The following is a 19,024-nucleotide window of genomic DNA, read 5'->3' as shown; positions in this document are numbered from 1 at the left end:
TATATGTGGAAATGTGAGGGGAGGTTCCGGAATCTACACATTCTCAAAGTGAATAGTTTCACATTCCTCACTTGCCCTATCCGCATGTCAGACACGCCAGGATGCGTAAAAAGTAAAACGAAATGGCTTGTTCCTCAAGGATCTAAAGGATCGTTTCCGGGGTACGAATCAGGACTTCACTGTTCCATGGTTCAAAAGGAATTAACTTACTTTCAAGAGGATAGGGGCGAACAAATAATTTTCCCCGCTCATTTAACATACTAGCTGCAAACGAAAATGAACTGTTCGAAATCGCTACATGATCACAGTGGCTTAGAACATAAAAATCGGGGTAAAAACTCGCTTCGGGAAAACATCCGCAAACGTCATTTGAAGTCACCGGATGAAATTCGGAGAAGTCGCCCAACACTTTGTCCGGTTCGTCACTGGCAATAAACAGTACAGGTTTATCGAGAGTACCCCAGAATCCCCTCAGCCATTCTTTATACCATTCACTTGGGGCAATGAAAAAATTCGAGTGGGGACCATAAGTGCCATAATCTCCCCTTCGCAAATGAAGGCCGACAAGCGTTTTTCCTTTTGCACGCAAACGATTGAACACTTTTCGCATTCGAAATTCAATGGCCGGTACAGGTTTAAAAAGCGAACGAAAGTAATCTTTTTCCGGAGCATAATAGCTGGTATGGTATTGAAAATAACCCCAAAAGTCCACATTCTTAAAGGGGATCTGTGATTTGGCGATATGATCCAGATCAAGTCTGTACGAATTTTGTTGAATCATCGGCAATTGCCTTGTTATAGGTGGATCTTGATGACCGAATAAATACTGTCCGATCCAAGGGGGTGTCTCAACCTGTAGTTGGTGCCGCTTTCCATAGATTTTTAAAAATGCATATTGAAAGAGTTGATTGCCGAATCGACCATTACTCCCGAGTGTAGACATGGTGATAACCGGAATCCCAGAAACCATTTCTCTTCTCCCTATCATTTTTCTAGGTTGCTTCCGATCAGATACCAATTGTTTTTTATATGGTCAATTTCCGTATGTTTCCATGTATAATTGTTTTTTGTATTTTTAAAATTCATAAAATAATCATGGTTATTGACTTCTCCAAATTGATATAGATAAGCAATTAAATAATAAGAGGCATTCGAAACCAAGTTGAATATACGATTTCTGAAATCCAAAGATGTTTCACTAATCGACCAGGTAGCAATAAAGATATATCGATCGACTTGATCCTTCAATTGTTTCGATAACTCATTGAGATCGGACAATAAAACGATACAATTCTTATCATTCGTTGACTCTTTTTTAATGGCTGACTGAATTCCAATGGATTTTAGATAGTATTCCTGCAATGCGCTGAATTCAGGCAAATCATAAATGATATATCTTCCTTTGAATCCTAACTGATAAAACAACCTGCACATACTGCCATATCCGCCGCCAAATTCAACAACTTGCGGGATGTTCTGAATAGAACACTTCGTTGCATCAATGAGCTGTGCCAGATGGTAAGCATGATGAATGAGATTTCCGCTGCTTTCGTTAAAAGCATAGTATGGGCGCGGGTTTCCAGCTTTTGATTCTCGAATAGCAGTCTTCCATTGATCCCAGTTTTCCAATCCTTGAAGGAACTGTAATTCAACGACATCCGGCTCATAAAACATGGTAGAGCGAATGGGTTCCCAATTACAAAAATCTCGCGGATCATCGTTTAAAATACTTTGACGAAGTTTATTTCTGTACTTGATCCACTCTGCATCCGCAGCTGAATCAGTTGTTACAAACGCTAATGGCAATTGATTGATCTTTGAACGTAGTTCGTGAATCAAACGTTGCTGATCCATTTCCATTGAAACTCATCCTCCAGTACATGATTTATTTTTACGAATATATCCAGTAAAAAGATCTAGACGGATGGTTATGTCCACATATGTGAAACTCAATAGTGGTGGACTCCCGCCCTGTCTGTCCACCACTATAAAAAAATATCATCGCATACTTTTATCTGCGTTCCGCTAGATAGTTCGTTGTTATGAAAATTTCATATCTCTCGTCATATCTGTCAATGGGATACAAACCATCCTTAACAATACGGTAAATTCTATAGTTATCATTTAAATAATAGTAAAAGTCCTGGAAGTATGTCCGGGAATCGATATTACAACCACCGAATTCAAATTGAATAAAATCAATTGCATTAGCGTTTATCATTTCTTTAGCTCCTTGAAGAACACGTAGTTCATGTCCTTCAACATCAAGCTTCAAAAAATGAATCTTTTCGATTCCCCTTTCCTTACAAAAATCATCAATTGTTTTAATTGTCACTTCTTCTTTGTTATTCATATCGATACCAAAATGATCAAGTCTTCGTTTATATAATGACGCCAATCCTGAACCCGTCTGGTTTGAATATAATGTCAATGTCGTATTCTTTTCGCCAAATCCTATGTTATAAAGCTCAATGTTTTTGTAACCTACGGTATTATTCTCCAATTGTTTAAATGTTTCATAAGACGGTTCAAAAGATAATAGACGTATATTCCCCAATGTCTGTAAAACAAATAAGGTAAACTCTCCAACATTCGCACCAACATCAAATACTGTTAAATGGTTTCCAACGTATTGGAGTTTATCCCGTATATATTTTAATGCATACAATTCTCCGCTATCTTGTACAGCAGCACCGCCCCCAAAATTCATCCCTTGTAAAGATAACTTATACATCTCATCAAAAAACGCTTGATATTCAAGTTTTCCGACATTCGCTATCAGTTCAATTTTAAATAACTGATACAAGTCAATTAAACTCATCTCAGCTCCTCCAATTCACGTATGACAAATGGACACCACTTTTGATAGGTCAATTGGCTCCAGAGATATGCCGCATAATTGCCCATCGTTAACAGCTCATGTTGATTCAATGAACTGAATATTCGGTTTACATCCGATACCGACTGCGTAAACAAGCTCACATTTTCCCAAAGTATGAACTTTTTAAACGGCCGCGTATCGATATCACCGATTAAGAAGGGAACGACACCTAACTGCATCACCTCAAAGAATCTGAAGGAACTGCCGCCGTATCCCCTGGGACAGAGCCCAATCAGGGATTCAAGAACTTTTTCAACAAAAAAGCGGGTACCCAAGTGACCATCATAGATATATACATCGGGTCGATCTACGAGCTGATTCACCATCTCATGTCTGATCGGATGTGTTTTTACATTTCCAATAAACGAAGCGAGATATTTTTTTGCCGGCTTTATAGCAGGTACTTGATGAGGGGAACAGAGTAATGGGATATCGACCCCGTTTGGAGTTTTGCGGGATGCTAAAAAGAGTGTGGTTTTGCCTGTATCAACGATTGGACCGTCGTCATTCTGGCATATGGTGAATGTTTTGCTGTCATCGATGATCGCCCGGTCAACTTCTTGTTTAAGTTCATGCAAACCTGTTCGACCAAAATCATGATTCAAATTCCACCGCGTCCAAAAAATCGGCAAGTAGTGCCAATCAGCACAATCAGGAGTAGGGGCGAGTAATTCTTGATTGGCTTGCAAATAGAAAAGGAAATCTTGCTCCACTCCATAGTCTTCGCTATGTGACGGATAACGAAAGGGTTGACTCGGTGGTTGGAATTGTGGATGAACAGGTAAGATATAAATTTTCATTGGAACACCTTCCGAAAGTAGGCGATCGTTTCTTTCAAACCTTCTTCCAAACTGACCCGAGGTTGCCATCCGAGTTTTGACTTAGCCAGCGAGATATCCGGTCTGCGCCGCTTTGGATCATCGGATGGGAATGGAAGAAAGGACACTTTCGATTTCGATCCTGTCAGACGCAAGACTTTCTCAGCCAGTTCAAGAATCGTGAACTCTGCTGGATTTCCCAGATTCACGGGACCCAAAAAGTTGCTCTCCGTTTCCATCATGGCTAGCATGCCGTCAATGAGATCATCCACGTAACAAAAGGACCGTGTTTGCTTACCGTCTCCATAAATGGTGATCTCTTCTCCTTTCAACGCCTGAACAATATGATTGCTGACGACACGCCCGTCACTCCATTGCATCTTAGGGCCATACGTGTTAAAGATGCGGATGATCTTGATTTCAAGACCATATTTGCGAAAGTACTCAAAGCATAACGTTTCAGCACAGCGCTTGCTTTCATCATAGCAGCTGCGTACGCCGACAGGGTTTACATTTCCCCAGTAATCCTCCGGTTGCGGGTGGATGAGAGGATCACCATATACTTCCGAAGTCGAAGCATGCAAGACTTTGGCCCGAAGTTGATATGCGAGCTCCAGCACGTTTATGGCTCCTAAAACACTTGTTTTTATCGTTTGAATCGGGTTGGACTGATAATGCACGGGGCTTGCCGGACATGCGAGGTTGTAGATCTCATCCACTTCAAAGCGGAACGGGGTTGTAACATCATGATTCACAAGTTCGAAGCCGGGATGATTGAGCAAATCTGAAACATTGTCTTTCGTTGAAGTTGAAAAATTGTCTAAACAGATCACCTCATGTCCCTGGTCAAGCAGCTTTTTACATAAGTGGGATCCGAGGAAACCGGCACCTCCCGTAACTAAGATACGTTTACTCTTTCTCATTACGCCATTTCCTCCAAAAAATAAGAATGTACGTCTATCGTTTTCATTTATTCAATTCATATTAATTTTTGAGACCACACGATTTTTCCAAAACCTTCATGAGGATACGAATAAGCCGCACTAAAACCCCTGTTCGTAAAAACCGGACTCTTATTCTGTTCCGTTTTATTGCTCATATGATGATTTACAGGTTGATGAGTATCTGGATTTGCACCTTTCAATCGAATGGGGCGACTGTCCAGATTTTGAAACCAACCATTACGCCCTGCAGGACTGAAAATATAGTCTACGTCGCTTTCAGAAATCAGATCCAAATGAGGGATCAACAATTGAATGGCAGTTCGGCTTATTTTCCCCTTTCTGCTTTCCCGGATCCAGTAAGACTCAATCCCCGTACGATGATAATAAAACGAATGCGGCATGACGACCAGTTTCGTCCCTGTAGCCAATTGATTGAATGCAAATCCCCAGGTATCAAGGGCTCCGGCATACTCCGGATATCCACCGGCGCGTAGCCAGCTTTCTTTCGTAAACATATAGTTCCCGCTGCATCCGGGATGTAGATGGGTGGATAACAGATCGGCTAACGTGAAGCTTCCGAGTTTATATGTCCATTTATTAACAACGTGACTTTTTGAACCTATAAAATAGTGAACTTCATGAAAGGAAGCAGCATCCGCTTCCTCTTGAAGCATAAATTCTCTCAATCGAAGTATACTTCCAGAAACCAAGATATTGTCTGCATCCAAACAGAATAAAAGGTCATGTTTCGCATGTTCGACCGCTGTATTTCTGGCCGCTCCCCCGCCTTTGTTTCGCGGATGTTTGATCATTCGAATGCTATTTGGATATTTTTCACTTACTTCATTCATAATAGTTTCCGTCCGGTCTGTGGAACCATCATTCACAATGATTAACTCGTCACCTTCCGAAAAGTTCCCTTCCATTATGGATTCCACAGATTCCCGAAGTGTCGGCTCACAATTGAATGCCGGGATAAAAAAACTGATGTTGTTTTTCATCATTTTATTCCACGACCTTATAGGGTTTTCGTTCCAACCTTTTCGCTGAAAAACTAAAAGGGGATGTTAAATGTTTGCATATACCAGTCATCATCATATTTCCGCCGTTTCATATAGATCTCTCTCTGTTCCATCACACCATTTTCCAGCACTTGTGATTCGATTTCAGACAGATTGGCATATTGAACCAATTTTCTGCACTTTTCAATTCGTTCTTCCTTAAAATGGCTGTATGCCATTCGCAGCATATTGTAATACACATGATCCCAACTCACTTGATACGGATGGGCGGTACGGAAAACATGCAGAATTTTCACGGCGGGCTCAACATAACATGTATAGCCGAACAGCCACATTTTGATGGAAATCTCCACATCTTCGTAACCCCACACCCGGAAGCCCTTGTCAAAACCTCCGATATCGAAGAACACTTGCTTAGGAATCGCGAAACAGCCTCCGGGAAGGACAGCGGTCGGGAACAAGTTCAATTTTCCCGTATGCCATACGATACTCAGATTCCCGTCCAGTGTCTGTCCATAGCCCGGCCAATTGGGTAATCCGGTATTCGCAATCCCGGGAGTGGTACTATCAGCCTTACCTGTCAATATCGGCTCCAGTAAGCGCTCAATCCAAAAATCTTCGAAAAAAAGGTGGGCATCGCAGAAGATGAAGTATTCTCCTTTCGCGTGTTCGGCCCCCAAATTTCTTGCCGCCGCCGCCCCGATTCCCTCCGTCCTGACAAGGGTTATTTGTTCGGCCCGTTCATGTGTGGAAATGAAATCACAACTTCCGTCCGCAGAACCGTCATCCACCACGATGATTTCAAAAGGACAGTCGGTTTTCACTTGAAAAGCGGATCGAATCGTCGTTCGTACATGACTCCCTTCGTTTTTTGCCGGTAAAATCAAGGATACCAATGTCTTCTCTTGGTTTTCCATTTTGCTCACATCCTTGCCTAAGAACTTGTTTGCCTTCACCCAAGCCAAGGCATTTCACGTCTCGACTTTAGTGCAATATACAGGCAGTAATTTCGAATGGGGTCTATATCGATATGGTCGATTCTGAAATGGTCATAATAACCTTCTGAAAAATGAAATTTGGAGAACATTTCGAATGTATGCCAGAAGTGAATGTGAGGATAATTTCGAATCGATTCTTGAGATGTACAGAAGGCATCTAATTTTTGTCGATCGGGGTTTAAACGTTCCACCAGATGATTGACGGCGATTTCACCGCCGTATAACGATGCGACGCCCCGGTACCAACCAGGCCATTGTCCGTGCTGATCTTTAAATTCTTCAGTGAGAATATGATGCGTAACAGATACGGCTAAACGGCAAACTTCGCGCACCAATTCTGGAGGACCATAGTGAGTCGAGCCTATGTTATGGATCCCTCGATGATTCAAACCTAACGAATGAGCAACACGTTTTATGTTTGTGCTCACATCCTGGTTATTGACATACCATCCTTGGCCCGTAGTATATTGATCCGGGTAAAAAGAATTCCAAGCGGGAGTCAATACGGTATCCGCATCGGTTCTCAATAAATAATCGTACTGATTCAATACATCCGAATGATCGCTGACTAGACAACTGAGTGAATTAATAAAACGATAGTTCATCCATACGGGAGGATCACTCAGAGGAGGGCATTCAATCTTGACACAATCGTCGGGCAGCTTTTGTAAAGTGTCTTGAGGACCAAATACAACGAGGTCCGTATCCTTCGATTGAATATATTGTAGAGATGTATAAAGACAACCAAACTGCAGCATCAAATCTCGTTGATTTTCCACAAAAATGACCACCGCTCTGCGCATAAAAAACCCCTTATTTCTTTATTTTCTTGTATCATTCCGACATACGAAATCGGACTTAAAAAGTCTCTCCGTTCATCCTCAAAGGTTATATCCCAAGGCAGCAAACCTTTTTCTCGCCGCTTCTTTTATTTCCTGCTCGGCAACGAAATCCCGGTATGCACTTATATTTCTGCCATGCCATCGGTAGTCTACCAATGGTTCGGGAATCGCGGCAAAGTTGCAACAGGTAAGGAGCCGCAGCCACATATCGTAATCTTCCGCTCTGTGGTATTTCTCATTAAAAAGTCCTACTTGTGATAACAATTCACGCCTGATCATAACAGTGGGACAAGCGATATAGTTGGCTTCCAACAGACGTACGATCTGCTCTTCCCTCGTATGATAGACGGGTTTTGTCATCGTGTACCAATAATCTCCATTTTTGTGCACGATATTGATCCCTGTATGGACAAGGCCTACGTCCGGCCGGCTTTGAAAAATCGATAATTGCCGCACGATTTTTCCCGGCAAGAATTTGTCATCGGAATCAAAGAAACAAATAAACTCCCCCGTTGCTCTGCTGATCCCATTGTTTCTTGCGGCGGAGGGCCCAGCGTTGGACTGATGAATGACCTCGATTCTTCCTTTGTATGTTTCCAAAACATCTTTCGTTCCGTCTGTGGATCCGTCATTCACGACAATGATTTGTGTATATGGATAGGACTGGACTAACACACTCTCAATGGCTTCCCCTATAAATTCTTCATGGTTGTATACAGGGATAATCACGCTGACCGTTCCCATTTGCACTTCCTCATCACCCCCTTCACATACTATGAAAGCCTTATTGCTTCAGTTACTGTTAATTGGAATTTTTTACCTATGAAAACGATTGTAAAGAATTCGTCTTCAATGAATTCCTAATTTTAAATAAAAGCGGATCCCCTTAAGCGGGAATCCGTTCAAACTACTTGTATGAGTCTTCAATGACATCCAGCGAAAGGGGGATGACTTTTTTCTTCCGGATGTGAAACCCCTTCATGACCGGTACTTTACCTGCAAAGGAGAGAATTAAATAAGCGAGTTCGAGATCGTTCGCATGAACAATATCCTGTTCAGACGGATCAGGTGGTGCAGTCGGATGCGAGTGGTACATACCGACCAGCTCTTCTTTTTTCTCCTCGATCAACTGAAGAGCCCTTCTCACTTGTTCCATGTTCATTTCGAATGCGACCGGACTTTGCGCTACATTTTCGATTACCCAAACCGTTTCCGCTTTCCCGTTTGTTCCTGATAATAGACCGCAAGCTTCATACGGCAATAGCTCCATACAATGGTTACATACTTCATTCCAAACCGATCGTGTTATTGAGAACCTGAACACTGCTACATTACTGTTATCTTGCTCTCCCGCAACAGCTTCGGGATTGAACGTGATACGACTGTGGAATAGGACGAGAAATCACTTGGTGAACTTGACTATTATTTTCTTGTGGAGTGACTTCCGTTTTTTTCGATTTGAGCTCATTCGCGATATCCGTCTTTACTTTCCTATAGAGTTGCTGCATCTCATCAAATGTCATGATCAGATCTTCCCTTCTTCCTCAGTTTATACCATATTTATTCTTTGTCCTTTCGAAGGGTCACTGACGTAAATCAGAATGGGTTTCCGGTTTTTTCATTATATTTAGCGTTATTGCTGTCGAACAGAGGCTTAACATCTATTGAATTCAACTGCTCATGTCTTACAGCATGAAATGGAACTTGATGCTGACGCAGGAAGGGATGTCGTTGCACCTGATCCTGTCCGAATTCATTCTTTTGTGTGGAGAGGCTGTCATGATTTTGTTGGAGAGCTGCTAAAGTTTCCTTCTTTTCGAGGGTTTCTTTGTATTGCCGGATTTGTTCTTCATAGCGGGCGATCAAGGTTTCCCTCTCTTCGAGAGTCTCTTCATATCGCTCGATTTGTTCCAGATAACGCGTGATCGCTGCTTTCTTACGCCTGAGGGTCTCCTGGTATTGATGTTCCTGTTCTTGATATCGGTCGATCACTTTTTCCTTTTCTTTCAAAGCTTCTCGGTATTCCTGCAATTGTTCCTGATAACGGGCGATCACGGATTCCTTCTCTTCGAGAGAATCAAGGTATTGCTTCACTAATTCCTGATAACGCGCGATGACATTCTCTTTTTCTTCAAGGTCTCCTTGATATTGCTGAATTTCATTTTGATAACGTTTGACGAGCTCTTCTTTCCGTGCGAGAGATTTTTGGTACGATTGCTCCTGTTCTCGGTAACGCGCCAGGGCGGATTTCTGATCATCGAGAGTATCCTGATATTGCTCGACTTGTTCTTCATAACCCGCAATTTCGGAATCTTTTTGTGCGATCATCGCCTGATATTGCAGAATTTGTTCTCGATAACGAGCCATCAGATCTTCCTGTCGTTTTAATATTTCTTGGTATTTTTGTGTTCTCTCGTGAACCTGTTCCTGATAATTCGCAATCCTTTGCTTGAGCATCCCGATTTTCTCCTCAAGAAGTTTTCCGTTTATTCCTTCTGATCTTATATCCATACGTTTCTCCTCCCGTAATCTGTCATTACATTATCCATATAAAAAATTGGGCGGATAGTTGCAAAAAAAGAGAGAAGTATAAACTCCTCTCAATTCTTGTAGTAGCTATGAAACGCAGACGAATTGATCATTGTCAGACAAAATTCTGATTTTACGCCGGCGGGAAGAGACCTCTGCATTGCGGCGGGAATGATGGGAATGGAGGACATGTTGGAGGTGTCGGTGTCGACGTTGGACAAAAACCACGAGGAGTACAGAAAGCGGCCATGATTTCCAATTTCACATCTGCTTCCACTTGAATCTCTTTACATATCGTGACTCTCAACAGAACCGATTGATCGAAAGGAACGAGTTGGGCAGAACAAACAACGTCGAGGATCGCGCACAGGATGTTTTGATTGCCAAGCGGTTCAGGGAGACAGAGAGCAACGTCTTCTGTGAATGTAACGACAACCGGTACTGCGGAACAAACAACGTCTCCTTGGGTGAGGTCGAGAATATCCAATGTGATACATGCTGTGAATTGGAACGGAACGATTTTGACAGGGACCCCATTACAGAATCCATTGGTAGCAAGAGTGGCATCGAATTCACAGAATGTTCCAGGACATGGGAATAGTGTGGGCGCTGGGCCAGATGTTGGTGTTGGAAATACCGGAGGGATTGGCGGGAACGTCGGTAGCGGGAATGGGGGAGTATTCGGGGTACTATTACATCTTACGCTGAGCCTGTGACCTAACTGGAGACGTGCAATAATTAAAGCTTGGCACGCTTCGGGGAGGGTAATTTTGTTCTCATAGGTGTTTTGATCGAAGATCCAGTCATAAACTTTGCGTGCTACAATACATTCGGGCTGCAGTACGGGTGGTGTTGGCGTTGGTTGGGCCCCTTTTATCGGGTTGATGTCGTTCATGTACATGATCTTCCCTTCCAAGGTAGTTTTTAAGACAGTATATCTTATGGGGGGCCCCTCCCTCGCGCTCATTCACGAATGCCCATTTTTTGCATAGTGCCACCAATATTGGCGAATGTCACGCCTCACTTTTTTTTGGGATTCTCATAAAATGAACACAAACCAAGTCAATGCATCCAATAAAGGGGGATGACAAATGCAAGTGTACTTTGCAGACGAAGCGTTTGGTGTCATACCTTACTCTTCGTTTCCTGCTTTTCGTCTCCTTTGTGAACAATTGGGATTTCAAACCAAATGGAATGAGGCAGAAAGTACTCTTCACCTTTTACCGGGATTGACGGGGAAAACCGTTTGTCTGGCCCAAGGCGGGTCACGCGATTCCTTGTCTTTCGAGAAAAAAAGAGTAGAGGAACAAGAGATCTTGACAGATGTAAAGAACTTTCTCGCTTCTTCCGGGATCCATTGTATAATGTCAGATGAAGCAAGAACATCCACTCAGACAGATCTATATATTCAGCTTACCGTATCGCATGAACCTCATGTAGATGTTCCGCAACTAATCGTCATTTATGACGATTGGAATGTAAAAACACGAAAGTTGGCTCGTTTTCTTTTTAAAGAGTTCGAGTGTTCAGGTATCCCATGCATGTCCAAGACTCGTGTGGAAGCAGATCTCACAAATTCATTTCTTGACATCCAGTGTCGCATTCTGGACGAAAATCAACAAACGGAATGGGCCACTTTTCGCTCAAGGCTTGCAGTTAGTCTCGCTTCAAGTATTCTCCGATACTTCCAAGATCGTGAGAAAATTTCCATTCTCTCGTGCTTGTCTCCAAAAATAATTTACCATTTCTTGGAACTCGTCGTGAATCCAGAAAGGGAACAGCAAGAAGTTCAGGATGAATATCGACTCGCAACGAATCGATTGCAAGCAGAAGTATACTTTGACTATTCGATTCATGTATCTGCCAGTGAAAAACAACCGCACTTGATAATAGGGAATCTTTCCATAAAAAACACGGGAACTGAAGATTTATATAATCCCGTCATTTACCTCCGCGTAACACCTCCCGAAAGTATCAAACTCCGGGGGCAAATTCTTCCCCCTCAAATGACCGAAAGTCTCAGTATACAAAGCGCAATGGGAAAACGAGGTTGGAAGTATCTAGAGGAGGATTGGTTTCAGAAAGTACATGAACAGGGAGAGTATTGGATCGGCCCGATAGACCCCATTCGAATAGGCTCTCAAGAAGTTGAAATCCTCAATTTTCAGCTGTCTGTCACCAAGCCAGCTGAAGGCAATCAGGTAATGGTTGAAGGATTTGTCTTTTTTCAGGAGAAACAGATCCATTTTCCTTCAAATAATCGGATCATTTTCTCATACTTGTCACATAATACGGTTCCAAATCATGAGGTATCAAAGGAGATGTAGTTATGCATGACATTTCATGGATTCACTTGGCAATCTTGATTCTCGCTTCATTCCGTCTGACTCATTTGATTGTGTTTGACGAAATTACCTCTTTTATTCGAGATCCTTTTTTATCTGTTACTTATGAACCTGATGCCAGCGGACAGTTGGTTCGACATATCGAAATCAAGGGTTCCGGTTTACGTCACTGGATCGGTTTGCTCCTCAGTTGTCACTGGTGTGTAGGGATTTGGTCTTCACTCGCTGTGATATTCGTCTATATATTTCTTCCATCCGCTTTTTCTTTATTAGTCATCCTCGCTGTAGCGGGGGCGGCAGCCGTCATTGAATCCAAGTTGTATTTCGGTTAATGACAAGGGAAAGCCCTTGGAGCATTATGGGATTACAAGAAGGAACGAGCCCGAATAAGGGCAGAGGAATTGATGGTTTCCATGCTCTTATTCAGGCTGTTTTAACAATCGATTTCTATGATTCTTAACGTATTCACGGCGTGTTTAACGGCCAATTCACATTTACTCAGCAAACGTTCTTTTTCCTCAAGCCAGCAAATTAAGATCTGTTTTAAACTCATTGGAGGTTCCGGAAAAACTTTATCTGTTTGTTCGACGTTACAATTAAGAGCCATCTTTAGCCATTCGATTTCTTTTTTCAATTGTTCGGTTCCAGACTGAATTTCGTTTATGGTATAAAGGTTTGTACCTTTTTTTATCACGATCTCCGGATACATCGTTCCACCCCTTTTTTGCTTAAGCTTATGTAATATGTATATGGTACTTGGTGTAAACGGATATAAACGGATGTCCTCATACATTCGCCCGACCTTATTTCTCGATGCCCCCTTTCTTACAACGCTTTGCTATAGAGTTGATAAATGCACACTTACACTCCGTTTCCTATATGTATATACGGTAAGAGCATATTCTGAGGAGGAAATATGAATGGCTGGAAAAAAAATCTCCTCAAATAAGAGGAAGCCTCAAAAAGAGGGTATTACTTTATTGAATCGATCAAGCGAACCCGAAAGGAAAAAAGAGACGAATTTCTCTCCGCCGCCGGAAAGGGGAAATGAAGCTTTTTTTTCTAAAGAAAAGGAGTGGGAGATCAAACAATCCCTTGAACAAAAAGAGAGCATGAACATGAGGTTTCGAGAGAAGGAAATCGAATACCGGAGAGCATTGGAACAATTAAATGAAACTATTCGTTTCCTTAAAAAAAGAGAAGAAGAAAATCATCAGATTCTTACACAGAAAGAAGAATTGATTACCAAGTATCAAAAAAAGGAATCTGAGTACCAGTTTGCTATGGAACAGATGAAGCAGACCATACGTTACCTTCAAGAGAAAGACCGGGAGAATAAGAAGCAAAAAGAAAAATTTTTTCAGCACCAATCGGAATACAAGCAAGCTCTGGAACAATTGAAACAAACGGTTCGTTATCTTCAAGAAAGGGAACAGGAATACAAGAAGCTTCTCGAACAAAAAGAGGAGACAATTACAAGTTTTCAAGAACAAGAAACTGAGTTCCAGCTGGCGCTTGCTCAAAAAGACGAGTTGATTTTACAGTTTGAAGAAAAGCAAGTGGATTTCCACAGGGTACTGGAGCAAAAAGAGGAAACGATTTCTCAGTTTCAAGCGCAGTTAGAGGAGTACCAATTAGCCCTCTCTCAGAAAGATGAGACATTCTCGCTAGTCCAAGAAAAGTTGGATGAGTACCAGCAGACTCTCGCACAAAAAGACGATCTCATATCCCAACTTCAAGTAAAAGCTGAAGAGTACCAACAGGTTCTCGCTCAAAAGGACGATTTGATCGCCAAATTTCAAGAGCAGGAATCTACTCTTCGGGAAGCTCTCGCGCAACAAGAACATGCTATGACCCAGTATCAGGAAAAAGAAGCCGAGTTTCAGCTTGTGATTGCCCAAAAAGACGATTTGATCTCTCAGTTCCAAACGCAGGCAGAAGAGTACCAATTGGCCCTCTCTCAGAAAGATGAGGCATTCTCACAAGTCCAAGAAAAGTTGGAGGAGTACCAGCTTACTCTCGCGCAGAAAGACGAACTCGCATCCCAACTTCAAGCAAAAGCTGAAGAATATCAACAGGCTCTCGCTCAAAAAGATGAAGTAATCGAACGTTTTAAAGAACAGGAATATGCTCTTCGTGAAGATCTTGCGCAGAAAGAACAAACTATTATTCAATATCAGGAAAAAGAAACTGAGTTCCAACTGTCGCTCGCTCAAAAAGACGATTTGATCTCTCAGTTCCAATCGCAGGCGGAGAAGTACCGACTGGCCCTTTCTCAGAAAGATGAGGCATTCTCGCAAGTCCAAGAAAAGTTGGAGGAGTATCAGCAGGCTCTCGCACAAAAAGATAATCTCGTATCCCAGCTTCAAGTAAAAGCTGAAGAGTACCAACAGGCTCTTTCTCAAAAGGATGAAGTGATCACCAGTCTTCAACAACAGGAATCGGCTCTTCGGGAAGATCTTGCTCAGAAAGAATATACTTTGAACCAGTATCAGGAAAAAGAAGCCGAGTTTCAGCTTGTGATTGCTCATAAGGACGATTTGATCTTGCGATTGGAAGAAAAGGAAGCTGAATTCCGGGAGACACTGGCTCAAAAAGACGAATTGATTTCAAGCTTCCAAATACAAGAAGAAGAGTACCAATTGGTCCTCTCTCAGAAAGATGAGACATTCTCACAAGTCCAAGAAAAGTTGGAGGAGTACCAGCAGGCTCTCGCGCAAAAAGACGAAGTGATCACCAGTCTTCAACAACAGGAATCGGCTCTTCGGGAAGCTCTTACACAGAAAGACGAACTCGCATCCCAACTTCAAGCAAAAGCTGAAGAATATCAACAGGCTCTCGCTCAAAAAGATGAAGTAATCGAACGTTTTAAAGAACAGGAATATGCTCTTCGTGAAGATCTTGCGCAGAAAGAACAAACTATTATTCAATATCAGGAAAAAGAAACTGAGTTCCAACTGTCGCTCGCTCAAAAAGACGATTTGATCTCTCAGTTCCAATCGCAGGCGGAGAAGTACCGACTGGCCCTTTCTCAGAAAGATGAGGCATTCTCGCAAGTCCAAGAAAAGTTGGAGGAGTATCAGCTTACTCTCGCGCAGAAAGACGAACTCGCATCCCAACTTCAAGCAAAAGCTGAAGAGTATCAACAGGCTCTTTCTCAAAAGGATGAAGTGATCACCAGTCTTCAACAACAGGAATCGGCTCTTCGGGAAGATCTTGCTCAGAAAGAATATACTTTGAACCAGTATCAGGAAAAAGAAGCCGAGTTTCAGCTTGTGATTGCTCATAAGGACGATTTGATCTTGCGATTGGAAGAAAAGGAAGCTGAATTCCGGGAGACACTGGCTCAAAAAGACGAATTGATTTCAAGCTTCCAAATACAAGAAGAAGAGTACCAATTGGTCCTCTCTCAGAAAGATGAGACATTCTCACAAGTCCAAGAAAAGTTGGAGGAGTACCAGCAGGCTCTCGCGCAAAAAGACGAAGTGATCACCAGTCTTCAACAACAGGAATCGGCTCTTCGGGAAGCTCTTACACAGAAAGACGAACTCGCATCCCAACTTCAAGATAAAGCTGAAGAGTTCCGACAGGCTCTCGCTCAAAAGGATGAAGTGATCGAACGTTTTAAAGAACAGGAATATGCTCTTCGGGAAGCTCTCGCTCAAAAAGAACATGCCATGGCCCAGTATCAGGAAAAAGAAGCCGAGTTTCAGCTTGTGATTGCTCATAAGGACGATTTGATCTTGCGATTGGAAGAAAAGGAAGCTGAATTCCGGGAGACACTGGCTCAAAAAGACGAATTGATTTCAAGCTTCCAAATACAAGAAGAAGAGTACCAATTGGTCCTCTCTCAGAAAGATGAGACATTCTCACAAATCCAAGAAAAGTTGGAGGAGTACCAGCAGGCTCTCGCGCAAAAAGACGAAGTGATCACCAGTCTTCAACAACAGGAATCGGCTCTTCGGGAAGATCTTGCTCAGAAAGAATATACTTTGAACCAGTATCAGGAAAAAGAAGCCGAGTTTCAGCTTGTGATTGCTCATAAGGACGATTTGATCTTGCGATTGGAAGAAAAGGAAGCTGAATTCCGGGAGACACTGGCTCAAAAAGACGAATTGATTTCAAGCTTCCAAATACAAGAAGAAGAGTACCAATTGGTCCTCTCTCAGAAAGATGAGGCATTCTCACAAGTCCAAGAAAAGTTGGAGGAGTACCAGCAGGCTCTCGCGCAAAAAGACGAAGTGATCACCAGTCTTCAACAACAGGAATCGGCTCTTCGGGAAGCTCTTACACAGAAAGACGAACTCGCATCCCAACTTCAAGATAAAGCTGAAGAGTTCCGACAGGCTCTCGCTCAAAAGGATGAAGTGATCGAACGTTTTAAAGAACAGGAATATGCTCTTCGGGAAGCTCTCGCTCAAAAAGAACATGCCATGGCCCAGTATCAGGAAAAAGAAGCCGAGTTTCAGCTTGTGATTGCCCAAAAAGACGATTTGATCTTGCAATTGGAAGAAAAGGAAGCTGAATTCCGAGAAACACTGGCTCAAAAAGACGAATTGATTTCACAGTTCCAGACGCAGGCTGAAGAATACCAATTGGCCCTTTCTCAGAAAGATGAGGCATTCTCGCAAGTCCAAGAAAAGTTGGAGGAGTATCAGCAGGCTCTCGCACAAAAAGATAATCTCGTATCCCAGCTTCAAGTAAAAGCTGAAGAGTACCAACAGGCTCTTTCTCAAAAGGATGAAGTGATCACCAGTCTTCAACAACAGGAATCGGCTCTTCGGGAAGATCTTGCTCAGAAAGAATATACTTTGAACCAGTATCAGGAAAAAGAAGCCGAGTTTCAGCTTGTGATTGCTCATAAGGACGATTTGATCTTGCGATTGGAAGAAAAGGAAGCTGAATTCCGGGAGACACTGGCTCAAAAAGACGAATTGATTTCACAGCTCCAAACGCAGGCAGAAGAGTACCGAGTGACCCTCTCTCAGAATGATGAGGCATTCTCACAAGTCCAAGAAAAGTTGGAGGAGTACCAGCAGACTCTCGCGCAAAAAGACGAAGTGATCACCAGTCTTCAACAACAGGAATCGGCTCTTCGGGAAGATCTTACACAGAAAGACGAACTCGCATCCCAACTTCAAGATAAAGCTGAAGAGTTCCGACAGGCTCTCGCTCAAAAGGATGAAGTGATCGAACGTTTTAAAGAACAGGAATATGCTCTTCGGGAAGCTCTCGCTCAAAAAGAACATGCCATGGCCCAGTATCAGGAAAAAGAAGCCGAGTTTCAGCTTGTGATTGCCCAAAAGACGATTTGATCTTGCAATTGGAAGAAAAGGAAGCTGAATTCCGAGAAACACTGGCTCAAAAAGACGAATTGATCAGTTCCAGACGCAGGCTGAAGAATACCAATTGGCCCTTTCTCAGAAAGATGAGGCATTCTCACAAGTCCAAGAAAAGTTGGAGGAGTATCAGCAGGCTCTCGCACAAAAAGATAATCTCGTATCCCAGCTTCAAGTAAAAGCTGAAGAGTACCAACAGGCTCTTTCTCAAAAGGACGAAGTGATCACCAGTCTTCAACAACAGGAATCGGCTCTTCGGGAAGCTCTCGCTCAAAAAGAACATGCCATGGCCCAGTATCAGGAAAAAGAAGCCGAGTTTCAGCTTGTGATTGCTCATAAGGACGATTTGATCTTGCGATTGGAAGAAAAGGAAGCTGAATTCCGAGAAACACTGGCTCAAAAAGACGAATTGATTTCACAGTTCCAGACGCAGGCTGAAGAATACCAATTGGCCCTTTCTCAGAAAGATGAGGCATTCTCACATGTCCAAGAAAAGTTGGAGGAGTATCAGCAGGCTCTCGCACAAAAAGATAATCTCGTATCCCAGCTTCAAGTAAAAGCTGAAGAGTACCAACAGGCTCTTTCTCAAAAGGATGAAGTGATCACCAGTCTTCATGAACAGGAAGCGGCTCTTCGGGAAGCTCTCGCTCAAAAAGAACATGCCATGGCCCAGTATCAGGAAAAAGAAGCCGAATTTCAGCTTGTGATTGCCCAAAAAGACGATTTGATCTTGCGATTGAAAGAAAAGGAAGCTGAATTCCGGGAGACACTGGCTCAAAAAGAGGAATTGGTTTCACAGTTTGAAGAGAAGGTAGAAGATTTCCACAGATCGCTTACTCAAAAAGACGAATTGATCTCTCAGTTCCAAACACAGGCAGAAGAGTTCCGGCAAGTTCTCGCGCAAAAAGACCAGACGATCACACAATTCAAAGAAACGGAAGCCGCTCTTCAGATCGCCTTGAATCATATAAATGAAACCATCGAGTTTATGCATGAGAGAGACTTAGAGACCCTTACATTTTTCGAACAACAAGACGTAGAGATCCAAAATCAAACAAAGGAAATTCCGAATGATCCCGAACAAGTGAATGAGATCGTTCAGACTCTACAGAAACAAGAACGGGAATACAAAAAGCTTCTCGAACTGATGGACGAATTGATCAAGAATTTTCAAGAAAAGGAATATCATATACAGGAAACATATACTCAAGAGTTACATCAGAACAACGAGCCGCTTCAGGAAATAAGTTACAAAGACGTCAATCTGTCTAACGATATCAACGAACAACTCATGTGGTAACAGCCT

General features: G+C 42.5%; 17 protein-coding genes. 4 read left to right on the top strand and 13 right to left on the bottom strand.

Annotated elements, in window-relative coordinates; genetic code table 11:
• Positions 1-142: 142 nt before the first annotated feature.
• From DNHGIG_RS13710 to DNHGIG_RS21215, 12 genes are all read right to left on the bottom strand, one after another.
• A complete protein-coding gene (locus DNHGIG_RS13710; protein ID WP_282200120.1) occupies positions 143-970 on the bottom strand; it encodes an alpha-1,2-fucosyltransferase in 828 nt (275 codons plus the stop codon).
• 14 nt (positions 971-984) lie between these two features.
• Positions 985-1,860, bottom strand: coding sequence for a class I SAM-dependent methyltransferase (locus DNHGIG_RS13705; RefSeq protein ID WP_282200119.1), 876 nt, complete (start codon positions 1,858-1,860; stop codon positions 985-987).
• Between the two features lie 151 nt (positions 1,861-2,011).
• Positions 2,012-2,821 (bottom strand): FkbM family methyltransferase, encoded by an 810-nt coding sequence (locus DNHGIG_RS13700; protein WP_282200118.1) that lies wholly within the window; start codon positions 2,819-2,821, stop codon positions 2,012-2,014.
• Positions 2,818-3,681 carry an exostosin domain-containing protein gene (locus tag DNHGIG_RS13695; RefSeq protein WP_282200117.1) on the bottom strand — a complete coding sequence of 288 codons (864 nt, stop codon included), beginning with the start codon at positions 3,679-3,681 and terminating at the stop codon, positions 2,818-2,820. The genes DNHGIG_RS13700 and DNHGIG_RS13695 overlap by 4 nt, the downstream gene beginning before the upstream one ends.
• Complete coding sequence (locus DNHGIG_RS13690; protein ID WP_282200116.1) at positions 3,678-4,622, bottom strand: UDP-glucuronic acid decarboxylase family protein; 945 nt, start codon at positions 4,620-4,622, stop codon at positions 3,678-3,680. Before DNHGIG_RS13690 ends, DNHGIG_RS13695 begins: the two co-directional genes overlap by 4 nt.
• Before the next feature lie 56 nt (positions 4,623-4,678).
• Positions 4,679-5,647, bottom strand: a complete 969-nt coding sequence (locus DNHGIG_RS13685) for a glycosyltransferase family 2 protein (RefSeq protein ID WP_282200115.1) — start codon at positions 5,645-5,647, stop codon at positions 4,679-4,681.
• A 50-nt stretch (positions 5,648-5,697) separates the two neighbouring features.
• Positions 5,698-6,582, bottom strand: coding sequence for a glycosyltransferase family 2 protein (locus tag DNHGIG_RS13680; RefSeq protein ID WP_282200114.1), 885 nt, complete (start codon positions 6,580-6,582; stop codon positions 5,698-5,700).
• A gap of 35 nt (positions 6,583-6,617) precedes the next feature.
• A complete protein-coding gene (locus tag DNHGIG_RS13675; RefSeq protein WP_282200113.1) occupies positions 6,618-7,466 on the bottom strand; it encodes a DUF7164 domain-containing protein in 849 nt (282 codons plus the stop codon).
• A gap of 78 nt (positions 7,467-7,544) precedes the next feature.
• Positions 7,545-8,249 carry a glycosyltransferase gene (locus DNHGIG_RS13670; protein WP_282200112.1) on the bottom strand — a complete coding sequence of 235 codons (705 nt, stop codon included), beginning with the start codon at positions 8,247-8,249 and terminating at the stop codon, positions 7,545-7,547.
• Positions 8,250-8,412: 163 nt separating this feature from the next.
• On the bottom strand, positions 8,413-8,829 hold the full coding sequence (locus tag DNHGIG_RS13665) for a M67 family metallopeptidase (RefSeq protein ID WP_282200111.1): 417 nt from the start codon (positions 8,827-8,829) through the stop codon (positions 8,413-8,415).
• A gap of 272 nt (positions 8,830-9,101) precedes the next feature.
• Entirely contained in the window at positions 9,102-10,016 is a 915-nt protein-coding gene (locus DNHGIG_RS13660) for a coiled-coil domain-containing protein (RefSeq protein WP_282200110.1), read from the bottom strand.
• Between the two features lie 151 nt (positions 10,017-10,167).
• Positions 10,168-10,929 (bottom strand): hypothetical protein, encoded by a 762-nt coding sequence (locus DNHGIG_RS21215; protein ID WP_500790172.1) that lies wholly within the window; start codon positions 10,927-10,929, stop codon positions 10,168-10,170.
• A gap of 196 nt (positions 10,930-11,125) precedes the next feature.
• Here DNHGIG_RS21215 and DNHGIG_RS13650 point away from each other — a divergent pair, with 196 nt between their 5' ends.
• Complete coding sequence (locus DNHGIG_RS13650; RefSeq protein WP_282200108.1) at positions 11,126-12,361, top strand: hypothetical protein; 1,236 nt, start codon at positions 11,126-11,128, stop codon at positions 12,359-12,361.
• A gap of 2 nt (positions 12,362-12,363) precedes the next feature.
• On the top strand, positions 12,364-12,711 hold the full coding sequence (locus DNHGIG_RS13645) for a DUF1360 domain-containing protein (RefSeq protein ID WP_282200107.1): 348 nt from the start codon (positions 12,364-12,366) through the stop codon (positions 12,709-12,711).
• Positions 12,712-12,812: 101 nt separating this feature from the next.
• Here the strand turns inward: DNHGIG_RS13645 and DNHGIG_RS13640 are convergent, their stop codons facing one another.
• Positions 12,813-13,088, bottom strand: coding sequence for a hypothetical protein (locus DNHGIG_RS13640; protein WP_282200106.1), 276 nt, complete (start codon positions 13,086-13,088; stop codon positions 12,813-12,815).
• Positions 13,089-13,299: 211 nt separating this feature from the next.
• Here DNHGIG_RS13640 and DNHGIG_RS13635 point away from each other — a divergent pair, with 211 nt between their 5' ends.
• Together DNHGIG_RS13635 and DNHGIG_RS13630 are read left to right on the top strand one after the other, a co-directional pair.
• Positions 13,300-17,694, top strand: a complete 4,395-nt coding sequence (locus tag DNHGIG_RS13635) for a coiled-coil domain-containing protein (RefSeq protein ID WP_282200105.1) — start codon at positions 13,300-13,302, stop codon at positions 17,692-17,694.
• A gap of 94 nt (positions 17,695-17,788) precedes the next feature.
• The gene (locus DNHGIG_RS13630) at positions 17,789-19,018 is read left to right on the top strand and encodes a coiled-coil domain-containing protein (protein ID WP_282200104.1); all 1,230 of its coding nucleotides are present in this window, start codon (positions 17,789-17,791) and stop codon (positions 19,016-19,018) included.
• Positions 19,019-19,024: the final 6 nt, after the last annotated feature.

This window comes from Collibacillus ludicampi, from assembly GCF_023705585.1.
In the GTDB taxonomy this organism is placed as follows: Bacteria; Bacillota; Bacilli; order Tumebacillales; family BOQE01; genus Collibacillus; species Collibacillus ludicampi.
Note: the sequence above shows the minus strand (reverse complement) of the source record. Positions and strands in the feature narration are given on the sequence as shown.

Bases quoted from the DNA above. Each gene is read 5' to 3' on its own strand.
- DNHGIG_RS21215 (WP_500790172.1), bottom strand. From the start codon at position 10,929: ATGAACGACATCAACCCGATAAAAGGGGCCCAACCAACGCCAACACCA.
- DNHGIG_RS13695 (WP_282200117.1), bottom strand. From the start codon at position 3,681: ATGAAAATTTATATCTTACCTGTTCATCCACAATTCCAACCACCGAGT.
- DNHGIG_RS13650 (WP_282200108.1), top strand. From the start codon at position 11,126: ATGCAAGTGTACTTTGCAGACGAAGCGTTTGGTGTCATACCTTACTCT.
- DNHGIG_RS13670 (WP_282200112.1), bottom strand. From the start codon at position 8,249: ATGGGAACGGTCAGCGTGATTATCCCTGTATACAACCATGAAGAATTT.
- DNHGIG_RS13685 (WP_282200115.1), bottom strand. From the start codon at position 5,647: ATGATGAAAAACAACATCAGTTTTTTTATCCCGGCATTCAATTGTGAG.
- DNHGIG_RS13710 (WP_282200120.1), bottom strand. From the start codon at position 970: ATGGTTTCTGGGATTCCGGTTATCACCATGTCTACACTCGGGAGTAAT.
- DNHGIG_RS13705 (WP_282200119.1), bottom strand. From the start codon at position 1,860: ATGGAAATGGATCAGCAACGTTTGATTCACGAACTACGTTCAAAGATC.
- DNHGIG_RS13635 (WP_282200105.1), top strand. From the start codon at position 13,300: ATGGCTGGAAAAAAAATCTCCTCAAATAAGAGGAAGCCTCAAAAAGAG.
- DNHGIG_RS13700 (WP_282200118.1), bottom strand. From the start codon at position 2,821: ATGAGTTTAATTGACTTGTATCAGTTATTTAAAATTGAACTGATAGCG.
- DNHGIG_RS13640 (WP_282200106.1), bottom strand. From the start codon at position 13,088: ATGTATCCGGAGATCGTGATAAAAAAAGGTACAAACCTTTATACCATA.
- DNHGIG_RS13690 (WP_282200116.1), bottom strand. From the start codon at position 4,622: ATGAGAAAGAGTAAACGTATCTTAGTTACGGGAGGTGCCGGTTTCCTC.
- DNHGIG_RS13675 (WP_282200113.1), bottom strand. From the start codon at position 7,466: ATGCGCAGAGCGGTGGTCATTTTTGTGGAAAATCAACGAGATTTGATG.
- DNHGIG_RS13660 (WP_282200110.1), bottom strand. From the start codon at position 10,016: ATGGATATAAGATCAGAAGGAATAAACGGAAAACTTCTTGAGGAGAAA.
- DNHGIG_RS13680 (WP_282200114.1), bottom strand. From the start codon at position 6,582: ATGGAAAACCAAGAGAAGACATTGGTATCCTTGATTTTACCGGCAAAA.
- DNHGIG_RS13645 (WP_282200107.1), top strand. From the start codon at position 12,364: ATGCATGACATTTCATGGATTCACTTGGCAATCTTGATTCTCGCTTCA.